Raw genomic sequence first — 25,550 nt, 5'->3', positions numbered from 1 at the left:
TGCTGGTCCCGCGCCCGCGCCGTTGTCATCCGCTTTTCCGGGCCGGGGCGGGGCGGGGCGGAAGGCCGGGTGCGGCCGGGGCCCGTACCCGGCCCGGCCCCGTACCCGGCCCGGCGTCAGCGCGGGAGGGTGACGATCCCGGCGCCGTAGTACTCGCGGTCCCCGCAGCCCTGGCCGACCGGCGGGCAGGCGGCCGCCGCGGTGCTCGCCAGCAGCGCGGCGAGCTGCTCGGAGTTCCAGTCGGGGTGCAGCACCGCCGCGACGGCGACCGCCCCGGTCACGTGCGCCGCCGCCATCGAGGTGCCGGCCAGCGCGGTGTACTGGCCGCCGGGCCAGTCGGAGACGACCGCGCCCTGGACGCCGGAGTCCGGGTCGCCGCCGGGCGCGGCCAGCGAGACCTTCCCGCGCCCGTAGTTGGTGTAGGCGGAGGGCTGTCCGTCCCGGTTCACCGAGGTGACGGTGACCACGCCGGGCAGTTCGCCCGGCAGCCGGATGCACTCGGTGCCCAGCTCGCGGCTCTGCGGCGGGCCGGAGACCCGGTCGTTGGGGCTGCGCTCGTCCCGGCGGGGGGCGCCGAGGTCCTGCCCGTCGTTGCCGGCCGAGGCCACCACCACGGCGCCCTTGCCGCGCGCGTACTCGACCGCCCGGGACACCGCGGCGACCACGGCGGCCTGGTCCGGGTCCTGCGGGCAGTTGTACTTCCACGGGTCGGCGAAGTAGCTGTTGTTGATCGCCTTCGCGCCGTGGTCGGCGGCCCAGATCATGCCGCAGACGATGTTCTCGGGGTAGTACTGCCCGAGCGGTCCGAGCAGCCGGACGGCGCCGATCCGCACGCCCGGCGCCACCCCCATGACCCCGTGGCCGTCGCGGACCGCGCCGACGATCCCGGCGACGTGGGTGCGGTGGCCGCTCTCGGTGACCCCGTCGTCCGGCCGCCAGGCTCCGGCCCGGGCGTCGGGGCGGCCGTCCGCGCAGGAGGCCGAGCTCTTCGGGTCGACGGCGCCGCGCAGGTCGGGGTGGGTGTCGTCGACCCCGGAGTCGAGGACCGCCACCATCACCTTGTGCAGCGCCTCGGGGGTGGGCACCCCCCGCTCGGCCGCCGGCGTGCGCAGCAGCGCGGCGGAGGTCTCCACGCCGGGGCGCACGCCCGCGCCGAGCATCGCGACGTTCCAGCTGTCCTGTTCGCCCGGGTCGGGCAGCGTCGCGGTGCTCTCGTCGTCGCCCGTCTCGGGCACGTCCAGGGCGTCCGAGGCGGCACCGCTGCCGAAGCCGCCGGCGCCGCTGAGCGGGCGCGGCGGGCCGGGGACGGGGGCGGTCCGGGTGGCGCCGACGGCGGCGATGCCGGGCCGGGCCCGGACGGTCTCGGCGAATCCGCCGGTGGCGTAGGCGAGGACGGCCCCGATCTGCGGGTAGTCCTGGACGACGTCGCCGCCGGCCGCCCGGGCCTCCTCGGCGGCCAGCGCGGAGCCCGCGGCGTCGACCTGCCGGGCGAGCACCAGGTAGCTGAGGTAGGAGCGGCCGGGGCCGGCGACGTAGGGCACGGCGCCGCCGAGCACCAGGGCGGTGAGCAGCATGACGAGCAGCACCCGGAGCGGGCCCTTGCGCGACCCGGGGGTTCCACTGCTGGCCAGGTGGACCTGCTCCATCGCGCCGGCCTCCGCTCATCGGTCCCGCCGGGTGTCAGGGGTCTCATTCATCACGATAGAAGCTGATTATCACTTTTGTCCCATTCGGTTACGGCAGACGGCATCGCGGCACGCCGCCACCTGCCCGAACCCCCCGGCCCGCCGTTCCCGGGCCCTCGGCCCGCCGCGCCCCCCGTTGTTCGCCGCGCCCCCGTTGCCGCCGCGCCCCCGTTGTCAGTGGCACCCGGCACCATGGGGGCATGGCGCCTCGCACCCCCGCCCAGCCCACCGGCCCGGACGACCCGCTGGCGGGCTTCGCCCCCGCGACCCGGGCCTGGTTCACCGGCGCCTTCAGCGCGCCCACCGACGCCCAGAGCGAGGCCTGGCGCGCCATCCGGCAGGGGACGGACGTACTGGTGGTCGCCCCCACCGGCTCGGGCAAGACCCTGGCGGCCTTCCTCTCCGCCCTCGACCACCTCAGCAGCACCCCGGCCCCGGCCGACCCCAAGCGGCGCTGCCGGGTGCTCTACATCTCCCCGCTGAAGGCGCTCGCGGTCGACGTCGAGCGCAACCTGCGCGCCCCGCTGGCCGGCCTGCGCCAGGCCTCCGTCCGGCTCGGCCTGCCCGAGCCCGACGTCCAGGTCGGCATCCGCTCCGGCGACACCCCCGCCGCCGACCGGCGCCGCTTCACGACCCACCCGCCGGACATCCTGATCACCACCCCCGAGTCGCTCTTCCTGCTGCTCACCTCCGCCGCGCGGGACGCCCTGCGCGGCATCGACACCGTGATCCTCGACGAGGTGCACGCCGTCGCCGGGACGAAGCGCGGCGCCCACCTCGCCCTCAGCCTGGAGCGGCTGGACGAGCTGCTGGAGCGGCCCGCCCGCCGGATCGGCCTCTCGGCCACCGTCCGGCCGGTCGAGGAGGTCGCCCGCTACCTGAGCCCGCAGCGCGGCGCCGCGATCGTCCAGCCACCGGCCGGCAAGCGCTTCGACCTCAAGGTCGTCGTGCCCGTCCCCGACCTCGACGACCTGCCCGCCGCACCGGCCGGCCCGGGCTCCGCCGACGCCGACGAGCCGGGCCGCAAGGCCTCGATCTGGCCGCACGTCGAGGAGCGGATCGTCGACCTCGTCCAGGCCCACCGCTCGACCATCGTCTTCGCCAACTCACGCCGCCTCGCCGAGCGGCTCTGCAACCGGCTCAACGAGATCGCCGTCGAGCGGGCCGGCGCCGGGGCGCTCGCCGAGGCCCACGCGCCGGCCGAGCTGATGGGCGGCTCCGGCGCGGCCAAGGGCGCACCGCCCGTCCTCGCCCGGGCCCACCACGGCTCGGTCTCCAAGGAGCAGCGGGCCCAGGTCGAGGAGGAGCTCAAGGCCGGCCGGCTGCCCGCCGTGGTCGCCACCTCCAGCCTGGAGCTGGGCATCGACATGGGCGCGGTGGAGCTGGTCGTCCAGGTCGAGTCCCCGCCCTCGGTCGCCTCGGGGCTGCAGCGGGTCGGCCGGGCCGGCCACCAGGTCGGCGCGGTCTCCACCGGCGTCTTCTTCCCCAAGTACCGCGGCGACCTGGTGCAGTCCGCCGTGGTCACCGAGCGGATGCGGGCCGGGCGGATCGAGGCCCTGCGGATCCCCCGCAACCCGCTCGACGTGCTCGCCCAGCAACTGGTGGCGATCGCCGCCCTGGACACCTGGGCGGTGGACGACCTGCTCGCCCTGGTCCGCCGGGCCGCGCCGTTCGCCACCCTGCCGCAGTCCGCCTTCGACGCGGTGCTCGACATGCTGGCGGGCCGCTACCCCTCCGACGCCTTCGCCGAACTGCGCCCCCGCCTGGTGTGGGACCGGGTCGCCGGCACCGTCACCGGCCGCCCCGGCGCCCAGCGGCTCGCCGTCACCTCCGGCGGGACGATTCCCGACCGTGGCCTGTTCGGCGTCTTCATCGCCGGCAGCAAGGCCGCCGACCCGAAGGGCGGACGCCGGGGCGGCGGCCGGGTCGGGGAGCTGGACGAGGAGATGGTCTACGAGTCCCGGGTCGGCGACGTCTTCACCCTCGGCACCACCTCCTGGCGGATCGAGGAGATCACCCACGACCAGGTCCTGGTCACCCCCGCCCCCGGCGTCCCCGGGCGGCTGCCGTTCTGGAAGGGCGACACCCTCGGCCGCCCGCTGGAGCTCGGCCGGGCGCTCGGCGCCTTCGTCCGCGAGCTGGGCACCCTCGACCCGGAGCGGGCCACCGAGCGGCTCCGGGCGGCCGGCCTGGACGACTGGGCCTGCGGCAACCTGCTCGACTACCTCGCCGAACAGCGGGCGGCCTGCGGCCACCTGCCCGACGACCGCACCATCGTGGTCGAGCGGTTCCGCGACGAGCTGGGCGACTGGCGGATCGTCATCCACTCCCCCTTCGGCGCCCAGGTGCACGCACCGTGGGCGCTGGCGCTGGGCGCCCGGCTGCGCGAGAAGCACGGCCTGGACCCGCAGGTCATGCACGCCGACGACGGCATCGTGCTGCGGCTGCCGGACGCCGACCTGCTCGCCCCCGACTTCGACTTCCCCAGCGCCACCGGCACCACCGGCACCACCGACGAGGCCCCGGTCGGCGCCGACGCCGCCCTCTTCGACCCCGGTGAGATCGAACAGCTGGTCACCGAGCAGGTCGGCGGCTCCGCCCTGTTCGCCTCCCGGTTCCGCGAGTGCGCGGGCCGCGCCCTGCTGCTGCCCCGGCGCAGCCCCGGCCGGCGCACCCCGCTCTGGCAGCAGCGCCAGCGCGCCTCCCAGCTGCTGGAGGTGGCCTCCGAGTACGGCTCGTTCCCGATCGTGCTGGAGGCCGTCCGCGAATGCCTCCAGGACGTCTTCGACGTGCCCGGCCTGGTCGAGCTGATGGGCGATCTGGAGTCCCGGGCCGTCCGCCTGGTCGAGGTCACCACCCCCGAGCCGTCCCCGTTCGCCCGTTCCCTGCTCTTCGGGTACATCGCGCAGTTCCTCTACGAGGGCGACTCCCCGCTCGCCGAGCGCCGCGCCGCCGCCCTCTCGCTGGACTCCCGGCTGCTGTCCGAACTGCTCGGCCAGGCCGAGCTGCGCGAGCTGCTGGACCCGGCCGTGCTCGCCGACCTGGAGGCGGAGCTCCAGCGGCTCACCCCCGAGCGGCGGGTCAAGGACGCCGAGGGGGTCGCCGACGCCCTGCGCCTGCTCGGCCCGCTCGGCGAGGCCGAGCTGACCGCCCGCGGCGCCGAACCGCTCTGGGCCCTGGAGCTGGAGGCCGCCCGCCGGGTCATCCAGGTCCGGATCGCCGGCGAGCGGCGCTGGGCCGCCGTGGAGGACGCCGGGCGGCTGCGCGACGCCCTCGGCACGCCCCTGCCGGTCGGCGTCCCGGAGGCCTTCACCGAGCCGGTCAAGGACCCGCTGGGCGATCTGCTGGCCCGCTACGCCCGCACCCACGGGCCGTTCACCGCCGCCGAGGCGGCCACCCGGTTCGGCCTCGGCACCGCCGTCGTCACCGGCGCCCTGCAACGGCTGACCGCCGGCGGGCGGCTGGTCCAGGGCGAGTTCCGCCCGGTCGAGGGCCACACCGGCACCGTCGAGTGGTGCGACGCGGAGGTGCTGCGCCGCCTGCGCCGGCGCTCGCTGGCCGCCCTGCGCCAGGAGGTCGAGGCGGTGCCCCCGCGGGCGCTGGCCGCCTTCCTCCCTCAGTGGCAGCACCTGGCCGGCCACCGGCTGCGCGGCCTCGACGGCCTGGTCCGGGTGGTCGAGCAGCTGCAGGGGACGGCCCTGCCGGCCTCGGCGCTGGAGAAGCTCGTCCTGCCGGCCCGGCTGACGGACTACCACCCGGCCATGCTGGACGAGCTCACGGCGGCGGGCGAGGTCGGCTGGTCCGGCGCGGGCGCCCTGCCCGGCAAGGACGGCTGGATCAGCCTGCACCTCGCCGAGAACGCCCACCTGCTGCGCCCCGAGCCGCTGCCGCCCGCCCTGACACCGGTGCACAGCGCGCTGCTGGAGGCGCTGGCCGGCGGGTACGGGCTGTTCTTCCGCCAGTTGGCCGAGCGGGTGCGGGCGGCCGGCGGGCCGGGCCCGACGGCCGGGCCGCCCCTCGCCGGGCCGCCGGACGGCGGCCGGCCCGCCGCCGGTCAGGCCGCCGGCGACGGCGAGATCGTCGAGGCGCTCTGGGACCTCCTCTGGGCCGGGTACGTCACCAACGACACCCTCGCCCCGCTGCGGGCCCTGCTCGGCTCGGGCCGGACGGCGGGCGCCACCGCGCACCGGTCCCCCCGGGGCACCCCGCGCGGCCGGTACGGCGGGGCGGGGCGGGGCCTGGGCCGGCTCGCGCCGGGCGGGGTGCGGTCCGGGCCGCCAACCGTCGCCGGCCGGTGGTCGCTGCTGCCGGCCCTCGCCGCCGATCCGACCGTGCGCGCCACCGCCCAGGCGCAGAACCTGCTGGACCGGCACGGCCTGCTCACCCGGGGAACGGTGGCCGCCGAGCGGGTCCCCGGCGGGTTCGCCGGGGTGTACCGGGTGCTGTCGGCGATGGAGGAGCGCGGGCGGGCCCGGCGGGGGTACTTCGTGGAGGGGCTCGGCGGGGCGCAGTTCGCCATGGAGGGCGCGGCCGACCGCCTGCGGGCCGTCAACACCCGCTTGGAGCGCACCCGCGGCAGCGACTGGGCGGGCGGCGCGGGCGCCGAGCCGCCGCAGCCGCTGGTGCTGGCCGCCGCCGATCCCGCCAACGCCTACGGCGCCGCCCTGCCCTGGCCCGAGCCACCGGCCGGCCTGCCCGCCGGGAAGGACGCCCCGGGCGAGGGCACCGGCAAGGGCGCGGCTCCCGGCAGGGCCGCCACCGCCCACCGCCCCGGGCGGAAGGCCGGCGCGCTGGTCGTGCTGGTCGACGGCGAACTGGCGCTGTACGTGGAGCGGGGCGGCAAGTCGCTGCTCGCCTGGCCCGAGGACGCCGCCACCCGGGCGCTGGCCGCCGAGGCGCTGGCCGGCGCCGTCCGCGCCGGCGCGCTGGGCAGTGTGACGGTGGAGCGGGCCAACGGGGAGCCGGCGCTGACCTCGGACCTCGGCGCGGCGCTGGAGGCCGCGGGCTTCCACCCGACCCCGCGGGGCCTGCGACTGCGCCCCTGAGCACCGGGCGGCCCGCCGGGCGGCGGAGCGCCCCGGCCGGCGGGCGCGGCAAGGCGGCCGGGAGGGGCCCGGGCGGGCCCGGAGACGCGCGACGGCCGTGGGGAGGCCACCCGTACCCGGAGGCTACGGGTGGCCTCCCCACGGCCGTCGTGCACACGTTCGTGGGGTGTCGCCGGATCACTCCGCCGGGGCCGTCGGCTCCGCCGGGGCGGCGGATTCACCCGATCGACGCGGTGGCCCGGTCAACCGGGGGTCGGCGTGGATGGGCAGCAGCCCCAGGCCCCAGCCGCCGGCGGCCAGCGCCCCGAGGACGACGCCGTCGGCGCCCGGCCCCCCGGTCAGCAGGAGCCGGCAGCAGAAGGCACCCAGCAGGACCGCCAGGACCCATCGGACCGGGCGCGGGAGCACCCGGTTCAGACGTATTCGGGCATCGGCACCCGCCGCCACGACTCTGCGCACCGCCGTCTCCTTCGCTCGTCCCCGGGTCGGGCCCGGGGGAGGGCGGGATCCGGTCGGGTCAGGCCGCGACCACGTCCACGGCCGAGGCCTTGGGCGAGATGGAACTCATCCGGTCGACGCCGGGAGCCGGCAGCGGCACGGGTTCGAGAACCGGCCTCAGCATTTCACCTTCGGAGAGGGTGGCCATCGCCGCAAGTTCGGCGAGCGACAGTTCGTCGCTGACCTCGCGCATGACCTCGGACATCCGGACGTCGAGCGCGTCGCAGATGGCGGAGAGCAGCTCCGAGGAGGCCTCCTTCTGGCCCCGCTCGACCTCGGAGAGGTAACCGAGCGAAACCCTGGCTGCCGCCGACACCTCGCGAAGTGTGCGGCCCTGGCGCTGGCGCTGCCGACGCAGTACATCGCCCAGTAGGCGACGGAGCAGGATCATCGGTGCCTCCCTCCTCGGACTGCGGATCGAGATGTCACGTCCCCACCGTACCGCCTCGCCCGCGTCGCGTGCGGGGACCGTGGTCGTGTTCACTCTGGGCTGCAAGGCTGCCCCCTCCCCTGTATCCGTTGTCCCACCCGGCTCGTCGGGCCCCTCACTGTGCCCGGCTCCGGGGGCGCGGCAACCGCCGCGCACTCGTCTCCCACCTGGTATCTGCCCAACCAGGCCCTTCGATGTAACACGATCCTCCAGGTACGACGACCGGATCCGCCAGTTCGTCAGTTCCCGCCCGGGCCGGGATCCTGGCCCGGGTGCGGCTCCCGGCCGGGTCCGGGGTCGGCCGGCAGCTGCCGCAGGAGCAGTTCGAGCGCGGCCGTCACCGCCTTGCGACGGATTGTGGCACGCTCTCCGGACAACCGTGGCGAAGTGACCAGACTTCCCGCAGGACTTGCAAAAGCGAGATACACCGTCCCCACGGGGTGGCCGTCCTGCGGATCCGGGCCGGCCACTCCGGTGGTCGCGAGCCCGTACGTGGCGCCGAGCAGCCGCCGCACCCCCTCGGCCATCTGGCGGGCCACCACCGGGTGGACCGGGCCGTGGACGTCCAGCAGGCCCTCGTCGACGCCGAGCACCGAGGCCTTCAGTTCGGTCGCGTACGCGGTGACCGAGCCCCGGAAGGTCGCCGAGGCGCCGGGGACGTCGACCAGCGTGGCGGCGAGCAGCCCGCCGGTGAGCGACTCGGCGACGGCCACGGTGCCGCCGGCCGCCCGCAGCGCCGCGTGCGCCAGGCCCGGCAGGCCCTGCTGCGCCGCCGCTGCGGCCTCCGGGCCGCCCCGGAGCCCCCCGGTCGCTCCGGTGCCCCCGGCGGCCCCCCTGGCCCCGCTCATCGGCCTTCGCGCTCCTGGGCCAGGCCCTCGCGGCGCATCCGGACCGCCTGGCTGATGTAGTCCAGCGCGGTGCCGAGGGTGAGCAGCACGGCGAGGCCCATCAGCACGGCCCGGGCGGTGGCCAGCCAGCCGTCGAGCACCAGGACGTACATGCCGACCGCGATGCCCTGGGTGAGGGTCTTCAGCTTGCCGCCGCGGCTGGCCGGGATCACGCCGTAGCGGATCACCCAGAAGCGCATCAGGGTGATGCCCAGCTCGCGGGCGAGGATCACGATCGTAACCCACCAGGGCAGGTCGCCGAGGACGGACAGGCCGATCAGCGCGGAGCCCATGATCGCCTTGTCGGCGATCGGGTCGGCGATCTTGCCGAAGTCGGTCACCAGCCCCTTGCGCCGGGCGATCTCGCCGTCGAAGAGGTCGGTGATCATCGCGATGGCGAAGGAGGCCCAGGCCACCGAGCGCCACTTCGGGTCGTGCCCGCCGTCCGCGAAGAGCAGCAGCACGAACACCGGCACCAGCAGGAGCCGGAGCATGGTCAGCATGTTCGCGATGTTCCAGATGCCCGGCGGCGGGGGCAGTGCCGCCCCCGACCGGCCGGGGGCGGCCGCGGCCGGGGCGCCGGGCCCCTTGGTCATGCCCCGGCTCCGGCGGGCGCCGCCACGGCCGGCGCCGGGGCGGCGGCGGTGGCCCGCACCTGCTCCAGCGCCTCGGCCACCAGGTCGACGCCCTCGCTGGCGACGACCCGGGCCCGGTAGAACCGGCCGACGACCGGGTCGTCCACCCCGGTCAGGGTGGTGAGGCCGTCGGTCTCCGGCGCCTGGTGCGCGGCGCGGCCCTCGACCAGGTCGCCGTCGACCGACTCCACCAGGACCTCGACCTCGGTGCCGATCCGCTGCTCGGCCCGCTGGGCGGTCAGCTCCTCGGCCAGCCGGGTGAGCCTGCTGAGGCGATCGGCCACCACGTCCTCCGGCAGCTTGCCGTCGAAGGTCGCGGCCTCGGTGCCGTCCTCGTCCGAGTAGCCGAAGACGCCGATCGCGTCCAGGCCGGCGTTGGTGATGAAGCGCTCCAGCTCGGCGAAGTCCTCCTCGGTCTCCCCGGGGAAGCCGACGATGAAGTTCGAGCGGGCACCCGCCTGCGGGGCCTTGCCGCGGATGGTCCCGAGCAGCTCCAGGAACTGGTCGGTGTTGCCGAATCGCCGCATCCGGCGCAGCACCGCGGGCGCCGAGTGCTGGAAGGACAGGTCGAAGTACGGCAGGACGCCGGCGGTGCCGGTCATCACGTCGACCAGGCCGGGCCGCATCTCGGCGGGCTGCAGGTAGCTGACCCGCACCCGCTCGATGCCGGGCACCGCCGCGATCTCGCTGAGCAGCGTCTCCAGCAGGCGGATGTCACCGAGGTCCTTGCCGTACGAGGTGTTGTTCTCGCTGACCAGGACGACCTCGCGGACGCCCTGCCCGGCCAGCCAGACGGCCTCGTTGAGCACGTCCGAGGGACGGCGCGAGATGAACGATCCGCGGAAGGCCGGGATCGCGCAGAAGGAACAGCGGCGGTCGCAGCCCGAGGCCAGCTTGATCGAGGCGACCGGGTTGTCGTCCAGCCGCTTGCGCAGGGTGCGCGGCCCGGAGGCGGGGGCCAGGCCGTCGGGGAGGTCGGAGGGCACGTTCTCGGGGGCGCCGTGGCCCGGCAGGGCGACGTCGGCGGCGGCGGCCTGCCGCTCGACCGGGGTCAGCGGGAGCAGCTTGCGGCGGTCCCGCGGGAGGTGCGCGGCGTGGTGGCCGCCGGAGAGGATCGTCTGGAGGCGCTCGGTGATGTTGGCGTAGTCGTCGAAACCGAGCACCGCGTCGGCCTCGGGCAGCGCGTCGGCGAGTTCCTTGCCGTAGCGCTCGGCCATGCAGCCGACGGCGACGACGGCCTGTGTGCGGCCGTGACCCTTGAGGTCGTTGGCCTCCAGCAGGGCGTCGACGGAGTCCTTCTTGGCGGCTTCGACGAACCCGCAGGTGTTGACGACGGCGACGTCGGCGTCGGCGGCGTCGTCGACCAGCTGCCAGCCATCGGCCTCCAGTCGCCCGGCGAGTTCCTCGGAGTCCACCTCGTTGCGGGCGCATCCGAGCGTGACAAGGGCGACAGTACGGCGTTCAGGCATAGGGCCAAGGTTAACGCGCGGCCCCCGGTGCCGTTCGCCCCGGAGGCCGCGCGCCTCGGATTAGCAGATCTTCGCCCCGCCGGTTCAGCCTGCCTGCGGGTCTCCGGGGGTGTACGTGACGTGCACCACCTGGCCGTCCTTGCCCGCCGGACCGAGGTCCTTGCCGTTGACGTACACGTGCACGGCACCGGCGTTGCCGATCACCAACTTGATCTGCTTGGCGTCGGTGAAGGTCTGGTCCTGGCCGGGTTCGACGTTGTTCTGGTAGAGCGACTTGCCGCTGCCGTCGACCGCGGACACCCAGCTGGCGTCCTTCTCGGCGACCAGCTTGACGGTCACCTTGTCGGCCGGGGCGGCCGCGATCGCCGCGACGCTGGGCGCCGGGGCGGGCGGCTGGACACTGGGCGAGGCGGCGGCGACGGACCCGGTGCCCGAGCCGCTGGGAAGGGGTGCGCTGGCCGAGCCGGTGCCGGAGACGCCGGTCTTGCCGTTCACCAGGTTGAATCCGATCAGCGCGACGACCGCGCAGATCGCGGCGACCATGGCCACCGTCCAGTTCGGACCGCGGCGGTCGGTGACCTTGATCGGTCCGGTGTCGAGGAGCTGGCTGGGACGCTTGGTCGCCGGTGCGCCGCCGTGCGCCGCGTCGTACCGGGCGACCAGGACGTCACCGTCGATGCCGACCGCCTTGGCGATCGAGCGGATGTGGCCACGGGCGTAGAAATCGCCGCCGCAGCGGCCGAAGTCGTCCTCCTCGATGGCGTGGACTATGGGAACCCGGACGCGGGTGCTCGTACTCACCTGGTCGACCGTGAGACCCGCCTCGATCCGGGCGCCGGAGAGCACCCGTCCGATGCTCGGGCCCTCGTCGGCCGGTTCCGGTGCCGCAGGGGTCCCGTCGGAGCCGTCCCGGCCTGGCACGGCTCCGGTCTTGCCGGCGGAGGATCGGCGGTTGTCACGGTCCGGGGACTTGCCGATGGTCACGGGGTGCGCCTTTCGAGCGGATGGCCACCTGCTGGAGAAACAGTCTAGGGGCGGGGTCGGAACGATTCTCAAGCGGAATAGGCCCGAACGTGCGCGCCCATCCCGGCCGGGGTTCCGCGGGCCGGCCGCCGTCGGATGACGGCGGATCAGCCCGGCGGGTCCATGGTGCTCCCCCGGCCCTGTGACGCGACGGCAACCCGGTCGGTTCCCGCCGCACCCTCTGTCCTCCGAACGAGTGGACACGTCCGGAGGCAACTGCTCGCGCGGGGGCACGGCTACCCCCGGATGCTGATGATCACACCGTCCAACTCGTCGGGTTTGACGAGCACATCCCGGGCCTTGGAGCCCTCGCTGGGCCCAACGATCCCACGAGACTCCATCAGGTCCATCAACCGGCCCGCCTTCGCGAAACCGACCCGCAGTTTCCGCTGGAGCATCGAGGTCGAACCGAACTGGGTGGAGACCACCAGCTCGGTCGCCTGGATGAGCAGGTCGAGGTCGTCGCCGATCTCCTCGTCGATCTCCTTGCGCGGCCCGCCGCCGACCGTCACGTCGTCCCGGTAGACCGCCGTCAGCTGGTCCTTGCAGTGCTGGACCACGGCGGCGATCTCGGCCTCGGTGACGAACGCGCCCTGCATCCGGATGGGTTTGCTGGCGCCCATCGGCAGGAAGAGCGCGTCGCCCTTGCCGATCAGCTTCTCGGCGCCCGGCTGGTCGAGGATGACCCGGGAGTCCATCATCGCGGAGGTGGCGAAGGCCAGCCGGGAGGGCACGTTGGCCTTGATCAGGCCGGTGACCACGTCCACCGACGGGCGCTGGGTCGCCAGCACCAGGTGGATGCCGGCCGCCCGGGCGAGCTGGGTGATCCGGACGACCGAGTCCTCGACGTCGCGCGGCGCGACCATCATCAGGTCGGCCAGCTCGTCGACGATCACCAGCAGGTACGGGTAGGGCGTCAGCTCCCGCTCGCTGCCCAGCGGCGGGGTGATCTTCCCCGCCCGCACCGCCGCGTTGAAGTCGTCCACGTGGCGGAACCCGAACGCGGCGAGGTCGTCGTAGCGCAGGTCCATCTCGCGGACCACCCACTGCAGCGCCTCGGCGGCCTTCTTCGGGTTGGTGATGATCGGTGTGATCAGGTGCGGGATGCCCTCGTACGCCGTCAGCTCGACCCGCTTGGGGTCCACCAGCACCATCCGGACCTCGTCCGGGGTGGCCCGCGCCAGCACCGAGGTGATCAGGCAGTTGATGCAGGACGACTTGCCCGCGCCGGTGGCGCCGGCCACCAGGATGTGCGGCATCTTCGCGAGGTTGGCCATCACGGTGTGGCCCTCGACGTCCTTGCCCATCCCGACCAGCATCGGGTGCTGGTCGTCGGCGGCCGCGCGCGAGCGCAGCAGGTCGCCGAGGTTGACCATCTCGCGGTCGAGGTTGGGGATCTCGATGCCGACCGCGGACTTGCCGGGGATCGGGCTGATGATCCGGACGTCCGCGCTGGCCACCGCGTACGCGATGTTCTTGCCCAGCGCGGTGATCCGCTCCACCTTGACCGCCGGGCCCAGCTCGACCTCGTAGCGGGTGACCGTCGGGCCGCGGGTGAAGCCGGTGACCCTGGCGTCCACCTTGAACTCGCCGAACACCGCGGTCAGCTGGGCCACCACGTCGTCGTTGAGCTTGCTGCGGGTCTTGCCCGGGCCGCCGCGCTCCAGCAGGTCCAGCGAGGGCAGCGCGTAGGTGATGTCGCCGGAGAGCTGCAGCTGCTCCATCCGGACGGGGGCCGGGCCGTGCTCCTCCGGGGCCGCCTGCCCGGCCGTGCGGGCCGCCGGGACGGCCGGCTCCTCCGGCACGGCGGTGCGGTCCTGGACCTGGTGCATCATGTCCGCCACGGCGGGCGAGGCGGGCACCCCGTACAGCAGGGCGCCGTCCAGGTCGGCGGCCACCCCGGCCGCGATGTCCCGGGTCGCGTACGGGTCGTCCCCGTCCTCCCCCGAGCCGGTCTGCGGCCGCTTGGCGAACATGTCGGCGACGGCCGGGTCCAGCTCCGGCTCGTCCACCTGCTTGCGCCGCCGGCGCCGGCGGCGGGCGGCGCCGTCCGCCGCACCGTCACCGTCGGTGTCCACCGTGAAGGGCAGCGCGTTCGGGTCGGCGTCCTCCGGCGGATCGGTCGAGTACTCGCGCGCCGGCGCACCACCCGCGGCGGCCGCCTCCTCGGCGGTCGGCTCGACCACGCCGAGGCGCACGCCGAGCATCCGCAGCCGCTCGGGGATCCGGTTCACCGGGGTCGCGGTCACCACCAGCAGGCCGAAGAAGGCCAGCAGCAACAGCAGCGGCACGGCGAGCGGGGGCCCGGCGGCCGCCATCATCGGGGTCGAGGCGGCCCAGCCGGCCAGACCGCCCGCCTGCCGGATCCTGGTCGCGCCGCCGCCCATCGCGGGAGCTCCGCAGCCGATGTGCACCAGCCCGAGCACACCGACCACCAGCGCGCTCAGCCCGATGACGATCCGTCCGTTCGCCTCCGGCACCTCCGGATGCCGCATCAGCCGCACCCCGACGGCCGCCAGCAGGAACGGGACCAGGACGTCGAGCCGGCCGAACAGTCCGGAGACCACGTTGGTCGCGGCCTCACCGAGCCAGCCCTGCGGGCTGAACCACGTCCCGGCCGCGGTGACCAGGGCGAGCGCCAGCAGCAGCAGCCCCACGCCGTCCTTGCGGTGGTCCGGGTGCAGGCCCTTGGCGCCGTCGCCGAAGCCCCGGAAGAGCGCGCCGACGCTGTGCGCCAGGCCGAGCCAGACGGCCCGGACGGCGCGGAAGAGTATCGGCCTGGGCGGAGCCGGCGCGGGCGCCGCGGCGGGCTTGGCGGCCGCCTTCTTCGCCGGCGCGGCCTTCTTCGCCGCCGCCTTCCCGGCCGGTGCCTTGGCCGGGGACTTCGCGGCCGCCTTCCTGGCCGGTCCCGCACCGGAGCCGCGTGCGGCCCCGCCGCGCGAGCCGCTGATGTCCCCGCGGCGCACGCCGCTAGTGTCGCTGCCGGGCGTACGAGTGGCCATGGGCCAGCAGCCTACCGGCGGCGCGCGGCTGTGGACACGCGCCCGGGCGCCGGGCCCCGCGCGTGTCGCAGACACACCGTCACCCTGACCACGCTTCACCCGCCCGGCCGAACCGGCCCACGTGACCGGCCGGGTCGCCGGAGGCCGGGCCCGCGCGGCGGCCGGGATCAGTCCGAGCCGGGGCGCAGCGCCTCCAGCGCCCGGCGCAGACCCGTCAGCTTGCGCTCCAGGTGGGCGGCCGTGGCGGCGGCGCCGCTGTCGTCCGAGCCGTCCAGCTGCTTGGTCAGGGCCTCCGCCTGCTCCTCCACCGAGGCCAGCCGGGCCGACAGCTCGCTCAGCAGCGCGCTGCCCAGCGCCGGCTGGGCGTCGCCCGCCTCCAGCTGCAGCCGCAGCAGTGCCGCCTGCTCCTTGAGCTGGCAGTTCTTCACGTAGAGGTCGACGAAGACCGACACCTTGGCCCGCAGCACCCACGGGTCGAAGGGCTTGGAGATGTAGTCCACCGCGCCGGCCGCGTAGCCGCGGAAGGTGTGGTGCGGCCCGTGGTTGATCGCGGTGAGGAAGATGATCGGGATGTCCCGGGTGCGCTCGCGGCGCTTGATGTGGGAGGCCGTCTCGAAGCCGTCCATCCCCGGCATCTGGACGTCGAGCAGGATCACCGCGAAGTCGTCGGTCAGCAGCGCCTTGAGCGCCTCCTCGCCGGACGCGGCACGCACCAGCGTCTGGTCGAGCGCGGAGAGGATGGCCTCCAGGGCCAACAGGTTCTCCGGTCGGTCGTCGACCAGGAGGATCTTCGCTTTCTGCACCACGACCCGCCCTCCTGCCGCCTGCCGCCCAGGGGACGGCACCTTGGTACTGCCCACCATTACCCCGGTCATGCTAGCCCGACCCCCTCGCCCGCCACACCGCCCCGGTGGAACGTGATCCGCCGACCTGCGGGGAGACCGCGTCGCCGACCGGGCGAACAGCGCTCCGGCGCACCTCTGCGCTGAGTCGCGGTTCCGTCACTGTTCGCAACGATCGGTGACCCTACCGGGTTCCCCGCCGTCCCCGCCAGCGAACGGGCACGGCCTCCGGCACGAACCGGCGCCCGGGCTCCCCTCCCGGCGCCCCGGCCGCGCCGGGCGCCCCCGGGACAGCCCTCACTTCTGCTCCAGCCAGTGGTGCATCACGGTCAGCAGGTGGTCGGTCTCGACCGGCTTGGTGATGTGGTCGGTGGCCCCGGCCTCGATGCTCTTCTCCCGGTCGCCCTTCATCGCCTTGGCGGTCAGCGCGATGATCGGCAGGCCCGAGAACTGCGGCATCCGGCGGATCGCCTCGGTGGTCGCGTAGCCGTCCATCTCCGGCATCATGATGTCCATCAGCACGAGCGACACGTCCTCGTGCTGCTCCAGCACCTCGATGCCCTCCCGCCCGTTCTCGGCGTACAGCACCGTCAGACCGTGCTGCTCCAGGACGCTGGTGAGGGCGAAGACGTTGCGGATGTCGTCGTCCACGATCAGCACCTGCTCGCCGTCGAAGCGGCCGTCGAAGCGCCCGTCGGGCCGTGCCAGGACGCCCGGGCGGGCGGCCGGCTCGGTCAGCTGGCGCGGGACGCCCTCCTCGGCGGCCGCCGCCCGGCGGCGCTCGACGGCGCCCCGGCGGCGCTCCTCGGCGAGCTCCCGCACCTCCTGGGCCCAGTGCTCGGCCGGGTTCTCCCCCACCGGCACCGGCGTACCCACCGGCGTCACGCCGACCGAGGCACGGACCACCGGGGCGGCCGGGCGCTCGTGGACGGACGGGTCGGGGGCCTCGCTGCGCAGCGGCAGGTAGAGGGTGAAGGTCGAGCCGCGGCCCAGCTCGCTCTCGGCGTGGATCTCGCCGCCGAGCAGCCGGGCGATCTCCCGGCTGATGGAGAGCCCGAGGCCGGTGCCGCCGTACTTGCGGCTGGTGCCGCCGTCGGCCTGCTTGAACGCCTCGAAGATCTCCCGCAGCTTGTTGCCGGGGATGCCGATCCCGGTGTCGGAGACCGAGAAGGCCACCAGCTCCTCGTCCGGGTCGCCGATCGCGCCGGCCTCCAGCAGCTGCTCGCGGACGTGCTGCGGCACGTCGGCCCCGGCCGGGCGGATGTACAGGTCGACGGCGCCGGAGTCGGTGAACTTCACCGCGTTGGAGAGCAGGTTGCGGAGCACCTGCTGGAGCCGCTGCTCGTCGGTGTGCAGGGTCACCGGCAGCTCCGGCGAGACCCGGACCGCGAAGTCCAGGCTCTTGTCCACGGTGAGCGGCCGGAACGCCGCCTCGACGTAGTCGACCAGCTGGACCAGTGCGATCTTCGCCGGACGGACGTCCATCTTGCCCGCCTCGACCTTGGAGAGGTCGAGGATGTCGTTGATCAGCTGGAGCAGGTCGGAGCCGGCGCCGTGGATGGTGTCGGCGAACTCGACCTGCTTGGGCGAGAGGTTGCCCTCGTTGTTGTCGGACAGCAGCTTGGCCAGGATCAGCAGCGAGTTCAGCGGGGTGCGCAGCTCGTGCGACATGTTCGCCAGGAACTCGCTCTTGTACCGGGAGGCGAGGGCGAGCTGCTCGGCACGCTCCTCCAGGACCTGCCGGGCCTCCTCGATCTCGCTGTTCTTGATCTCGATGTCGCGGTTCTGCTGGGCCAGCTGCTCGGCCTTCTCCTGCAGCTCCTCGTTGGTGCGCTCCAGCTCCTCCTGGCGGGCCTCCAGCTCGGCGGAGCGCATCGAGAGCTCGGCGGTCAGCCGCTGCGACTCCAGCAGCAGGCCCTCGGTCTTGGTGTTGACGCTGATGGTGTTGACCGTGACGCCGATCAGGTCGGCGATCTGGTTGAGGAAGTCCAGCGCCACGGTGGTGAAGGAGCTGAAGGTGGCCAGCTCGATCACGCCGAGCAGCCGGCCCTCGAACAGCACCGGCAGCACCACCACGTGCGCCGGCGAGGCCTCGCCGAGCCCCGAGGCGATCTTGAGGTATCCGGGCGGCGCCTCCTTCAGGATGATCGAGCGCTTCTCCACCGCCGCCTGGCCGACCAGCGACTCCCCGGGCCGGAAGGTGGTCGGCATCGCCCGCCGCTGGTAGCCGTAGCTGCCGATCAGGCGCAGCACCGTGTCGTTCTCGTCGTCGTCCTCGGTGATCAGTTCGGCGGTCCGGCCGGCCGGCTGGGCGAGGAAGAAGGCGCCGTGCTGCGCGGAGACCACCGGGGTCAGCTCGGTCATGATCAGCGAGGCCACCGCCTCCAGGTCCCGGCGGCCCTGCAGCAGACCGGTGACCCTGGCCAGGTTGGTCTTCAGCCAGTCCTGCTCCTGGTTGGTCCGGGTGGTCTCGCGCAGGTTGGCGATCATCTGGTTGATGTTGTCCTTGAGCTCGTCGAGCTCGCCCGAGGCGTCCACGTCGATCCGCAGCGACAGGTCGCCCCTGGTCACGGCGGTGGCGACCTGGGCGATCGCCCGCACCTGCCGGGTCAGGTTGTTGGCCAGCTCGTTCACCGACTCGGTGAGGTCCTGCCAGGTGCCGTCCACCCCCGGCACCCGGGCCTGGCCGCCGAGCCGCCCGTCGGTGCCGACCTCGCGGGCCACCCGGGTGACCTCGGCCGCGAACGACCCGAGCTGGTCGACCATGGTGTTGATGCTGGTCTTGAGCTCCAGGATCTCGCCCCGGGCGTCCACGTCGATCTTCTGCGAGAGGTCGCCGCGGGCCACCGCGGTGATCACCAGGGCGATGTTGCGGACCTGCCCGGTCAGGTTGTTCGCCATCAGGTTGACGTTGTCGGTGAGGTCCTTCCAGATGCCGGCCACGCCCGGCACCCCGGCCTGGCCGCCCAGGATGCCGTCGGTGCCCACCTCGCGGGCCACCCGGGTCACCTCGACGGCGAACGCCGACAGCTGGTCCACCATCGTGTTCAGGGTGCCCGCGAGGGCCGCGACCTCGCCCTGCGCCTCGATGGTGATCTTCTTGGACAGGTCGCCGCGGGCCACCGCGGTGGCGACCTCCGCGATGTTGCGGACCTGGCTGGTCAGGTTGGACGCCATGAAGTTGACGTTGTCGGTCAGGTCCTTCCAGATGCCCGACACCCCGCGCACCCGCGCCTGGCCGCCCAGGATCCCCTCGGTGCCCACCTCGCGGGCCACCCGGGTCACCTCGTCCGCGAACGCCGACAGCTGGTCCACCATCGTGTTGACGGTGGTGACCAGCTCCAGGATCTCCCCGCGGGCGTCCACGGTGATCTTCTTCGACACGTCGCCCTTGGCCACCGCCGTGGTCACCTCGGCGATGTTGCGGACCTGGCTGGTCAGGTTGTTGGCCATCAGGTTGACGCTGTTGGTGAGGTCCTTCCAGATGCCGGCCACCCCGGGCACGCTGGCCTGGCCGCCGAGGATGCCCTCGGTGCCGACGTCCCGGGCGACCCGGGTCACCTCGTCGGCGAAGGCGCCCAGCTGGTCGACCATCGTGTTGATGGTGTTCTTCAGCTCCAGGATCTCGCCCCGGGCGTCCACCTGGATCTTCTGCGACAGGTCGCCCTTGGCCACCGCCGTGGTGACCTGCGCGATGTTGCGCACCTGGTCGGTCAGGTTGTTGGCCATGAAGTTGACGTTGTCGGTGAGGTCGCGCCACACGCCGGCCGCGCCCGGCACCTGCGCCTGGCCGCCGAGCCGCCCCTCGGTACCGACCTGGCGGGCCACCCGGGTCACCTGCTCGGCGAAGCCGGAGAGCTGGTCGACCATCGTGTTGATGGTGTTCTTCAGCTCCAGGATCTCGCCCCGGGCGTCCACCTCGATCTTCTGCGAGAGGTCGCCGCGGGCCACCGCCGTGGTGACCTGCGCGATGTTCCGGACCTGCCCGGTCAGGTTGTTCGCCATGAAGTTGACCGAGTCGGTCAGGTCGCGCCAGACCCCGGCCACCCCCGGCACCTGCGCCTGGCCGCCGAGCCGCCCCTCGGTGCCCACGTCCCGGGCGACCCTGGTGACCTGCGCGGCGAAGGAGTTGAGCTGGTCCACCATGGTGTTGACGGTGTTCTTCAGCTGCAGCATCTCGCCGTCGACCTCGACGGTGACCTTCCGGGAGAGGTCCCCCTTGGCCACCGCCGTGGTCACCTCGGCGATGTTGCGCACCTGCGCGGTCAGCCGGCCGGCCATCGTGTTGACCGAGTCCGCGAGGTCCTTCCAGCTGCCCGAGACGCTGCGCACCCGGGCCTGGCCGCCGAGCTTGCCCTCGGTGCCCACCTCGATGGCCACCCGGGTCACCTCGTCGGTGAACTCGGAGAGCTGGTCGACCAGTCCGTTGACCGTGCGGCCGATCCGCAGGTACTCGCCGCGCAGCGGGTGGCTCACCCCGTTGGTGTGGACCGAGCGCAGTTCCATCTTCTGTTCGAGGTCGCCCTCGGCGATCGAGGTCAGCACCCGGCCGACCTCCGCCATCGGGCGCGCCAGGTCGTCGATCAGCGCGTTGCAGTTGTCGACGGCGGCCATCCAGGCGCCCTCGCCCGCGCCGGTCTCCAGCCGCTCGGACAGCCGGCCCTCCCGGCCCACCGCCCGTCGGACCCGCGCCAGTTCACCGGTCAGGTGCTGGTTGCGCTCGGCGACCTCGTTGAAGACCGCGGCGATCTCCGCCAGCGGACCGTCCCCCGGCACGGTCAGCCGCCGCTTGAAGTTGCCGTCACGCATCGCCGTCAGCGCCGCCAGCAACTTGCGCAGATCGGCGGGCTCGGCGCCCCTGGCGTGGTTCGGGCGCCGTCCGGCGGTGCCCCGAGGCGCCGCCCCGGACCGTCCGCCGCGTGCGGCGGACGGAGTCGTGCCGGTCGCGTCCTTGGTGGCCGAACTCAACGGGACCCTCCCACATCGTGAACTGTCCAGTACGCCCGGAACCGCTTGGGCACAGGCACCGGTGCGGCCGAGAACCGCTGCGGGGGCCGTCCGGCCCACCAGCACCGCATCGACCGTACTGCGCGATCAGGTCGTTGCGGACCCCCCAGTCTGGCAGTACTGGCACCGGGTGTACGGCCGGTTGCGCTGGGTTGTTACCACTCCCGGCCAAACACGTGCCCAGAATCACCCTCCGGTGCTTGTTTCGGCTCCCTGTCCCCACGGGGAACCAACCGGAAAGTAGGGTGGAGCGCTGCACCGGGCCACGAGTCGTCCCGGCGCCGCCACCACCCGGCAGGCGCAGCAGGCGATCAGCCCCCGGACCGTCCACCGTGTGCGGCGGGACAGCCGGACCAGAGCAGAGGAGAAGTGGCAACGTGGTCACCGCGCGCGCAGCCGCCACCTTCGGACCAGTGGGCCGGTCGGCCGCGGCCGCGCGCGGCTTCGTCCGGGACGCCCTGCTGAGCTGGGGGCTGCCCGAGGTCGTCGACGACGCCGTCGTCCTGGTGAGCGAACTCGTCACCAACGCCGTCGTGCACGCCGGCACCGCCGCCGAGGTCTGCTGCCTGCGCGAGGACGAGACCGTCCGGGTCGAGGTCACCGACCACCACCCCGAACGCGGCCTGCCGGCCTTCGCCGACGTCCCCGACGCGGGCGTCGAACGGTACGCGGACCCGGACGACGAGGGCGGACGCGGGCTGCTGATGTGCTCGGCGCTGTCCTCCTGCTGGGGCGTCGAGTACGCGGCCGGCCGCAAGACCGTCTGGTTCCGCCTCGCGCTGCCCGACCACGTGATCGGCACCAGGTACGCCGAACCGGCCGCCCCCGGCGACGAACTGCCCAGCACCGACGGGCCGGTGCACGTCGCCGTCGTCCAGGTCGACGAGCACGCCCGGGTACTGGCCTGGAACCCCGACGCCGAAGCGCTCTTCCGGCACCGCCCCGAGGACGTGCTGGGCCGCCCCTGGGCCGAGTTCGCCGCCTGGCCGCAGTCGGCCGGCATCGGCCTCGGCCTCGACGAGACCCTCCGGCTGGCCCGCTGGGAGGGCAGCTTCGGCCTGCGCCGCGGCGACGGGCTGACGGTCGAGGTGTACGGCGTGCAGATCCGGGTGCGCGACGCCGAGGGCGTCCCGTCCACCCTCTGCCTGCTGGTGCGCGAGGTCGACCGCGCCGTCCTGCGCTCCCCCGCGCGCACCCACGGCGGCGATCCGGCCGGGCCCGCCGACGCGCCCCTGGACCTGCTCGCCGGGGCGGCCGCGCCGGACGACCTCGGCGCGCTGCTCCAGCGGACCGTGGAACGCGCCCGGGACCTCCTCGACGCCGACGCCGCCTACCTGCTGCTGGTCACCGACGACGAGAGCGAGTTCGAGGTCCGCGCCGCCACCGGGCTCACCGCCGGCCGCCGCCGCTACGACCGCTTCCCGGTCGACCCGAACCGCAGCCGCTTCGACGCCGCCCGGCTGCCCACCGTCCACGAGGACCTGGCCATCCGGCCCGCGCCCGTCCCGCTGCTCAACGGCAGCGGACTGCGTTCGCTGATCACCGTCCCGCTGAAGGTGGACGGCCGGCTGATCGGCTCGCTGGGCGTCGCCGCCGCCCCGCCGGGCCGCTACGACAACGAGGACGCGCTGCGCCTGCAGTTCGCCGCCGACCGGGTCGCGCTGGCCCTGGAGAGCGCCCGGCTGGCCGAGCTGGAACGGCTGCGCCGCGGCTCGCTGTCCTTCCTGGTCGAGGCCTCCGAACTGCTGGCCGGCACCCTGGAGCACGAGCAGACGCTCGCGCTGATGGCGCAGATGGCGGTGCCCACGCTGGCCTCCTGGTGCGCCGTCTACACCAGCGGCGAACAGGGCGGCCCGGCCTCGCTCGCCTTCGTCCTGCACCAGGACGAGGACCGGATCGACCCGTTGCGGTACGTCCTCGACAAGATCCCCGCCCCGGAGGCCGACCCGGCCCCCGGCACCCGCTTCTGGACGGCGCCGGCCGACGCGGCCCGCACCGGCGGCCTCGCCGACAGCCCCGAACTCGCCGGTCTGCTCGGCGAGACGGTGGTACTGCCGCTGGCCGCCCGCAACCGGGTCATCGGCCTGCTCGTGCTGGGGGCGCCGGCCGGTGTCCGGTTCCGCCAGGAGATGCTCGAACTCGCCGAGGACCTCTCCCGTCGCGCCGCCCTGGCCCTGGACAACTCCCGTCTCTACTCCGAGCGCACCGCCACCAGCCAGGCGCTCCAGCGCAGCCTGCTGCCACCGGAGTTGCCGGAGATCCCCGGGGTCGAGGTGGACGTGTTCTACCAGGCGGCCGGCGAGGGCAACGAGGTCGGCGGCGACTTCTACGACCTCTTCCCGATCCGGGAGGGCACCTACGGCTTCGCGATCGGCGACGTGTGCGGCACCGGCCCCGAGGCCGCCTCGGTGACCGGGCTGGCGCGCCACTCGCTGCGGCTCCTCGCCCGCGAGGGACTGGACGCCCCGCAGGTCCTGCGGCGGCTCAACGCGGCCATCCTGGACGAGGGTTCGCGCAGCCGCTTCCTGACCCTGCTGTACGGCGAGCTGACCCCCAGGGCGGACGGCTGCACCGAGTTGTCGCTGGTCTGTGCCGGCCACCCGCTGCCGCTGCGGCTGCGCGTGGACGGGCAGGTGGACCAGGCCGCCACCCCGCAGCCGCTGCTCGGCGTGATGGAGGACCTGGAGCTGACCGCCGAGCACCTGGTGCTGCAGCCGGGGGAGGTGCTGCTCTGCGTCACCGACGGCGTCACCGAACGGCGTGAGGGCCTGCGGATGCTGGGGGACGACGGCCTCGCCCAGGTGCTCACCGGCTGCACCGGGCTGACGGCCGGCGCGGTGGCCGCCCGGGTCCAGCGGGCCGTGGAGCGGTTCGCCCCCGAGCCCCCGTCGGACGACATGGCGATCCTGACCCTGCGGGTGCCCGCCCAGCGGGCCGGCTGACCTCGCGTCAGGCCGTGGCCAACTCGTAACCCCCGGGCGACGGTTCACCCGGGCGGTCAATCCCGTTCACCAAGTGGCCAATCGTGGGCGGCCCACAACGGCGGACCATACAAATTGTGCCATTCACAAGGGTACAAGCGGGTACCGGCCGGGTACACCGGATTCACCGGGGAATCCCCCGGAGGGGACACTGACCAGCAGCTCCGTCGCTGGCACTTCACTGACCGCAGCCGTTCGCACGGCTACTTCCGTGCGCCCTCGGCCGGCCAAGCGCAGCCACCTCATCGCTCGCATTGACAGCGCCTCAGGCGCGCCCAGAGTGAAAGGAGCCTCCGGTGAGCAACGAAGCTACCGGGGCGCAGAACGCCCGGTCCTCAGGAGCCGACGCCGGTTCCCTCGGATATCTCGCACTCGGCCTGACCCTCCTCGCCTACGGCCTGCTCTCCACCAGCATCTTCAGCGGCACCGGTGCCAAGGACGCGGCCACCCTCGCCCACCTGGTCGGCGGGCTGACCCTGTTCGTCGCCGGACTCTGGCAGCTCCGCTCCGGCGAGGGCTTCACCGGCACCGCCTTCACCAGCCTCGGTGCCTTCTGGGCGACCTGGTCGGCGGCGGGCGGCGCGGGCAAGAACGCGGCGGGTCTCTTCCTGCTGCTGTGGGCGCTGCTGGCGCTCACGCTGACCGCCGCCAGCTGGAACTCCGGCCTGTTCAGCCGTGCCGTGTACGGCCTGCTCACGGTCTCCCTGGTGGTCTCGGCGATCGCCGCCTTCGGCAGCTCCGGCGGGCTCGCCAAGGTCGGCGGGTGGCTCGCCGCCCTGTCCGGTCTGGTCGCCTGGTACTGGGCCACCGCCGCGCTGACCAACAGCGGCTGGGGCCGGGCGGCACTGCCGGTCAAGTAGCACGCCCGGTCGGCGGGCGCCGCGACGACCGGTCGCCCGCCCGGCCGGACACCGCGGCCGGTGCGGGCACCCCGTGCCGGCCGCGGCAGCCGTGGAACGACCGTCGGCCGGGCCTCCTGCAGAGGCCCGGCCCACGGGTGTGCCGGCCAGGTACCGGCCGGCCCGGGCCCCTACGGGGCCCTCGGTGCCGTCCGGGGGTCTCAGTGCCGTACGGGGGCCCCTCGCGGTGCCGGACGCGGCCCGGAAGGCTCCTGGACCCTCAGGCGGGCCGGGCGGAACCTCCGGGCCGCCCACTGCGCCGTGTAGGCCAGGGCCAGGATCACCAGCGCGACCAGCCCGTCCGCCCAGAAGTGGTTGGCGGTGACCACCACCACCCAGACCGTGATCAGCGGGTGCAGCACGATCAGCCAGCGAAGCGCGCTCCGGGACACCACGATCACCGCGACGGCCGCCAGGACGCACCAGGCCACGTGCACCGACGGCATCGCCGACAACTGCGCGGCCACCACCACCCCGCCGACCGCACCGCCGTAGACCGACTGCCCGTACTCGGCCGCCACGTCGACGAAGCCGCTCTCCGGCAGCATCCGGGGCGGGGCGACCGGGATGAACTGGACGGCCAGGCAGACCGCCGTGGTGAGCACGACCGTGGTCCGCACCCAGGCGTACCTGGCGCGATGCCGGACGAGGACCCAGAGCAGCACGGCGATCATGACGGCGAAGTGCATGGACGCGTAGTAGTAGTTGGCGGCCTTCACCACGACCGGGTACGGGATGACGGCCGCCTGCCAGCCGGCCTCGTCGGGCAGGCCGAAGGCCAGTTCGGTGCGATGGATCCAGGCGGCCCGGTCCAGCGCGTGGTCGGCACTCATCAGTGAGAGCCGGCCGACCAGCTGCCAGAGCGAGAAGAGCGCCAGCAGGATCCCGGCCTCCCGCAGCAAGCTGCCCAGGGAGGGCCGCCGCAGCCGCTTGGCCGCGTATCCCGCCGCGAGGAGGGCGACCGAGGCTCCGCCGGCGGTCTGCCACGTAAGGGTCAGGTTCTGCACTGGACGCGCCTCCACCGAGCTCAGGTTGTGCTGGGGAGACGTTAACGCAAAAATGCCCCCTCCCGAACGGGAGGGGGCATTTTTGGAATGATTGTTCGGCGGCGTCCTACTCTCCCACAGGGTCCCCCCTGCAGTACCAT

Annotated in this window: 14 protein-coding genes; 3 read left to right on the top strand and 11 right to left on the bottom strand. The window is 74.0% G+C overall.

Features of this window, described 5'->3' with window-relative positions; translation table 11 throughout:
* Positions 1-116: 116 nt before the first annotated feature.
* On the bottom strand, positions 117-1,646 hold the full coding sequence (locus tag IE329_RS26555; protein WP_190213511.1) for a S8 family peptidase: 1,530 nt from the start codon (positions 1,644-1,646) through the stop codon (positions 117-119).
* Between the two features lie 239 nt (positions 1,647-1,885).
* On the opposite strand from IE329_RS26555, the gene IE329_RS26550 reads away from it, so the two are divergent.
* Positions 1,886-6,730, top strand: a complete 4,845-nt coding sequence (locus tag IE329_RS26550) for an ATP-dependent helicase (protein ID WP_190213510.1) — start codon at positions 1,886-1,888, stop codon at positions 6,728-6,730.
* Between the two features lie 177 nt (positions 6,731-6,907).
* Here the strand turns inward: IE329_RS26550 and IE329_RS26545 are convergent, their stop codons facing one another.
* The 9 genes from IE329_RS26545 to IE329_RS26505 form a co-directional block, all read right to left on the bottom strand.
* On the bottom strand, positions 6,908-7,189 hold the full coding sequence (locus tag IE329_RS26545) for a hypothetical protein (RefSeq protein ID WP_190213509.1): 282 nt from the start codon (positions 7,187-7,189) through the stop codon (positions 6,908-6,910).
* 58 nt (positions 7,190-7,247) lie between these two features.
* On the bottom strand, positions 7,248-7,619 hold the full coding sequence (locus IE329_RS26540; RefSeq protein ID WP_190213508.1) for a helix-turn-helix domain-containing protein: 372 nt from the start codon (positions 7,617-7,619) through the stop codon (positions 7,248-7,250).
* Between the two features lie 278 nt (positions 7,620-7,897).
* Positions 7,898-8,506: a CinA family protein gene (locus tag IE329_RS26535; protein WP_190213507.1), complete on the bottom strand. Its 609-nt coding sequence runs from the start codon at positions 8,504-8,506 to the stop codon at positions 7,898-7,900.
* Positions 8,503-9,141: a CDP-diacylglycerol--glycerol-3-phosphate 3-phosphatidyltransferase gene (pgsA, locus tag IE329_RS26530; RefSeq protein ID WP_073924809.1), complete on the bottom strand. Its 639-nt coding sequence runs from the start codon at positions 9,139-9,141 to the stop codon at positions 8,503-8,505. The genes IE329_RS26535 and pgsA overlap by 4 nt, the downstream gene beginning before the upstream one ends.
* Complete coding sequence (gene rimO / locus IE329_RS26525; protein WP_190213506.1) at positions 9,138-10,649, bottom strand: 30S ribosomal protein S12 methylthiotransferase RimO; 1,512 nt, start codon at positions 10,647-10,649, stop codon at positions 9,138-9,140. The genes pgsA and rimO overlap by 4 nt, the downstream gene beginning before the upstream one ends.
* An 84-nt stretch (positions 10,650-10,733) precedes the next feature.
* Complete coding sequence (locus tag IE329_RS26520) at positions 10,734-11,633, bottom strand: helix-turn-helix domain-containing protein (RefSeq protein ID WP_190213505.1); 900 nt, start codon at positions 11,631-11,633, stop codon at positions 10,734-10,736.
* A gap of 275 nt (positions 11,634-11,908) precedes the next feature.
* On the bottom strand, positions 11,909-14,674 hold the full coding sequence (locus IE329_RS26515) for a DNA translocase FtsK (protein ID WP_190213504.1): 2,766 nt from the start codon (positions 14,672-14,674) through the stop codon (positions 11,909-11,911).
* Positions 14,675-14,841: 167 nt separating this feature from the next.
* A complete protein-coding gene (locus IE329_RS26510) occupies positions 14,842-15,480 on the bottom strand; it encodes a response regulator (RefSeq protein WP_190213503.1) in 639 nt (212 codons plus the stop codon).
* Positions 15,481-15,813: 333 nt separating this feature from the next.
* Entirely contained in the window at positions 15,814-20,325 is a 4,512-nt protein-coding gene (locus IE329_RS26505) for a HAMP domain-containing protein (RefSeq protein WP_229927780.1), read from the bottom strand.
* A 575-nt stretch (positions 20,326-20,900) separates the two neighbouring features.
* Between IE329_RS26505 and IE329_RS26500 the strand changes: the two genes are divergently transcribed.
* A complete protein-coding gene (locus IE329_RS26500) occupies positions 20,901-23,465 on the top strand; it encodes a SpoIIE family protein phosphatase (protein ID WP_190213501.1) in 2,565 nt (854 codons plus the stop codon).
* Positions 23,466-23,800: 335 nt separating this feature from the next.
* Positions 23,801-24,364 carry an acetate uptake transporter gene (locus IE329_RS26495; RefSeq protein WP_190213500.1) on the top strand — a complete coding sequence of 188 codons (564 nt, stop codon included), beginning with the start codon at positions 23,801-23,803 and terminating at the stop codon, positions 24,362-24,364.
* Positions 24,365-24,564: 200 nt separating this feature from the next.
* Here the strand turns inward: IE329_RS26495 and IE329_RS26490 are convergent, their stop codons facing one another.
* The gene (locus tag IE329_RS26490) at positions 24,565-25,425 is read right to left on the bottom strand and encodes a phosphatase PAP2 family protein (RefSeq protein WP_229927777.1); all 861 of its coding nucleotides are present in this window, start codon (positions 25,423-25,425) and stop codon (positions 24,565-24,567) included.
* Positions 25,426-25,550 lie beyond the last annotated feature (125 nt).

It is taken from the genome of Kitasatospora indigofera, from assembly GCF_014655955.1.
Lineage (GTDB): Bacteria > Actinomycetota > Actinomycetes > Streptomycetales > Streptomycetaceae > Kitasatospora > Kitasatospora indigofera.
This window is presented reverse-complemented; position numbering and strand designations above follow the sequence as displayed.

Bases quoted from the DNA above. Each gene is read 5' to 3' on its own strand.
- IE329_RS26535 (WP_190213507.1), bottom strand. From the start codon at position 8,506: ATGAGCGGGGCCAGGGGGGCCGCCGGGGGCACCGGAGCGACCGGGGGG.
- IE329_RS26555 (WP_190213511.1), bottom strand. From the start codon at position 1,646: ATGGAGCAGGTCCACCTGGCCAGCAGTGGAACCCCCGGGTCGCGCAAG.
- IE329_RS26505 (WP_229927780.1), bottom strand. From the start codon at position 20,325: ATGCGTGACGGCAACTTCAAGCGGCGGCTGACCGTGCCGGGGGACGGT.
- IE329_RS26550 (WP_190213510.1), top strand. From the start codon at position 1,886: ATGGCGCCTCGCACCCCCGCCCAGCCCACCGGCCCGGACGACCCGCTG.
- rimO (WP_190213506.1), bottom strand. From the start codon at position 10,649: ATGCCTGAACGCCGTACTGTCGCCCTTGTCACGCTCGGATGCGCCCGC.
- IE329_RS26540 (WP_190213508.1), bottom strand. From the start codon at position 7,619: ATGATCCTGCTCCGTCGCCTACTGGGCGATGTACTGCGTCGGCAGCGC.
- pgsA (WP_073924809.1), bottom strand. From the start codon at position 9,141: ATGACCAAGGGGCCCGGCGCCCCGGCCGCGGCCGCCCCCGGCCGGTCG.
- IE329_RS26515 (WP_190213504.1), bottom strand. From the start codon at position 14,674: ATGGCCACTCGTACGCCCGGCAGCGACACTAGCGGCGTGCGCCGCGGG.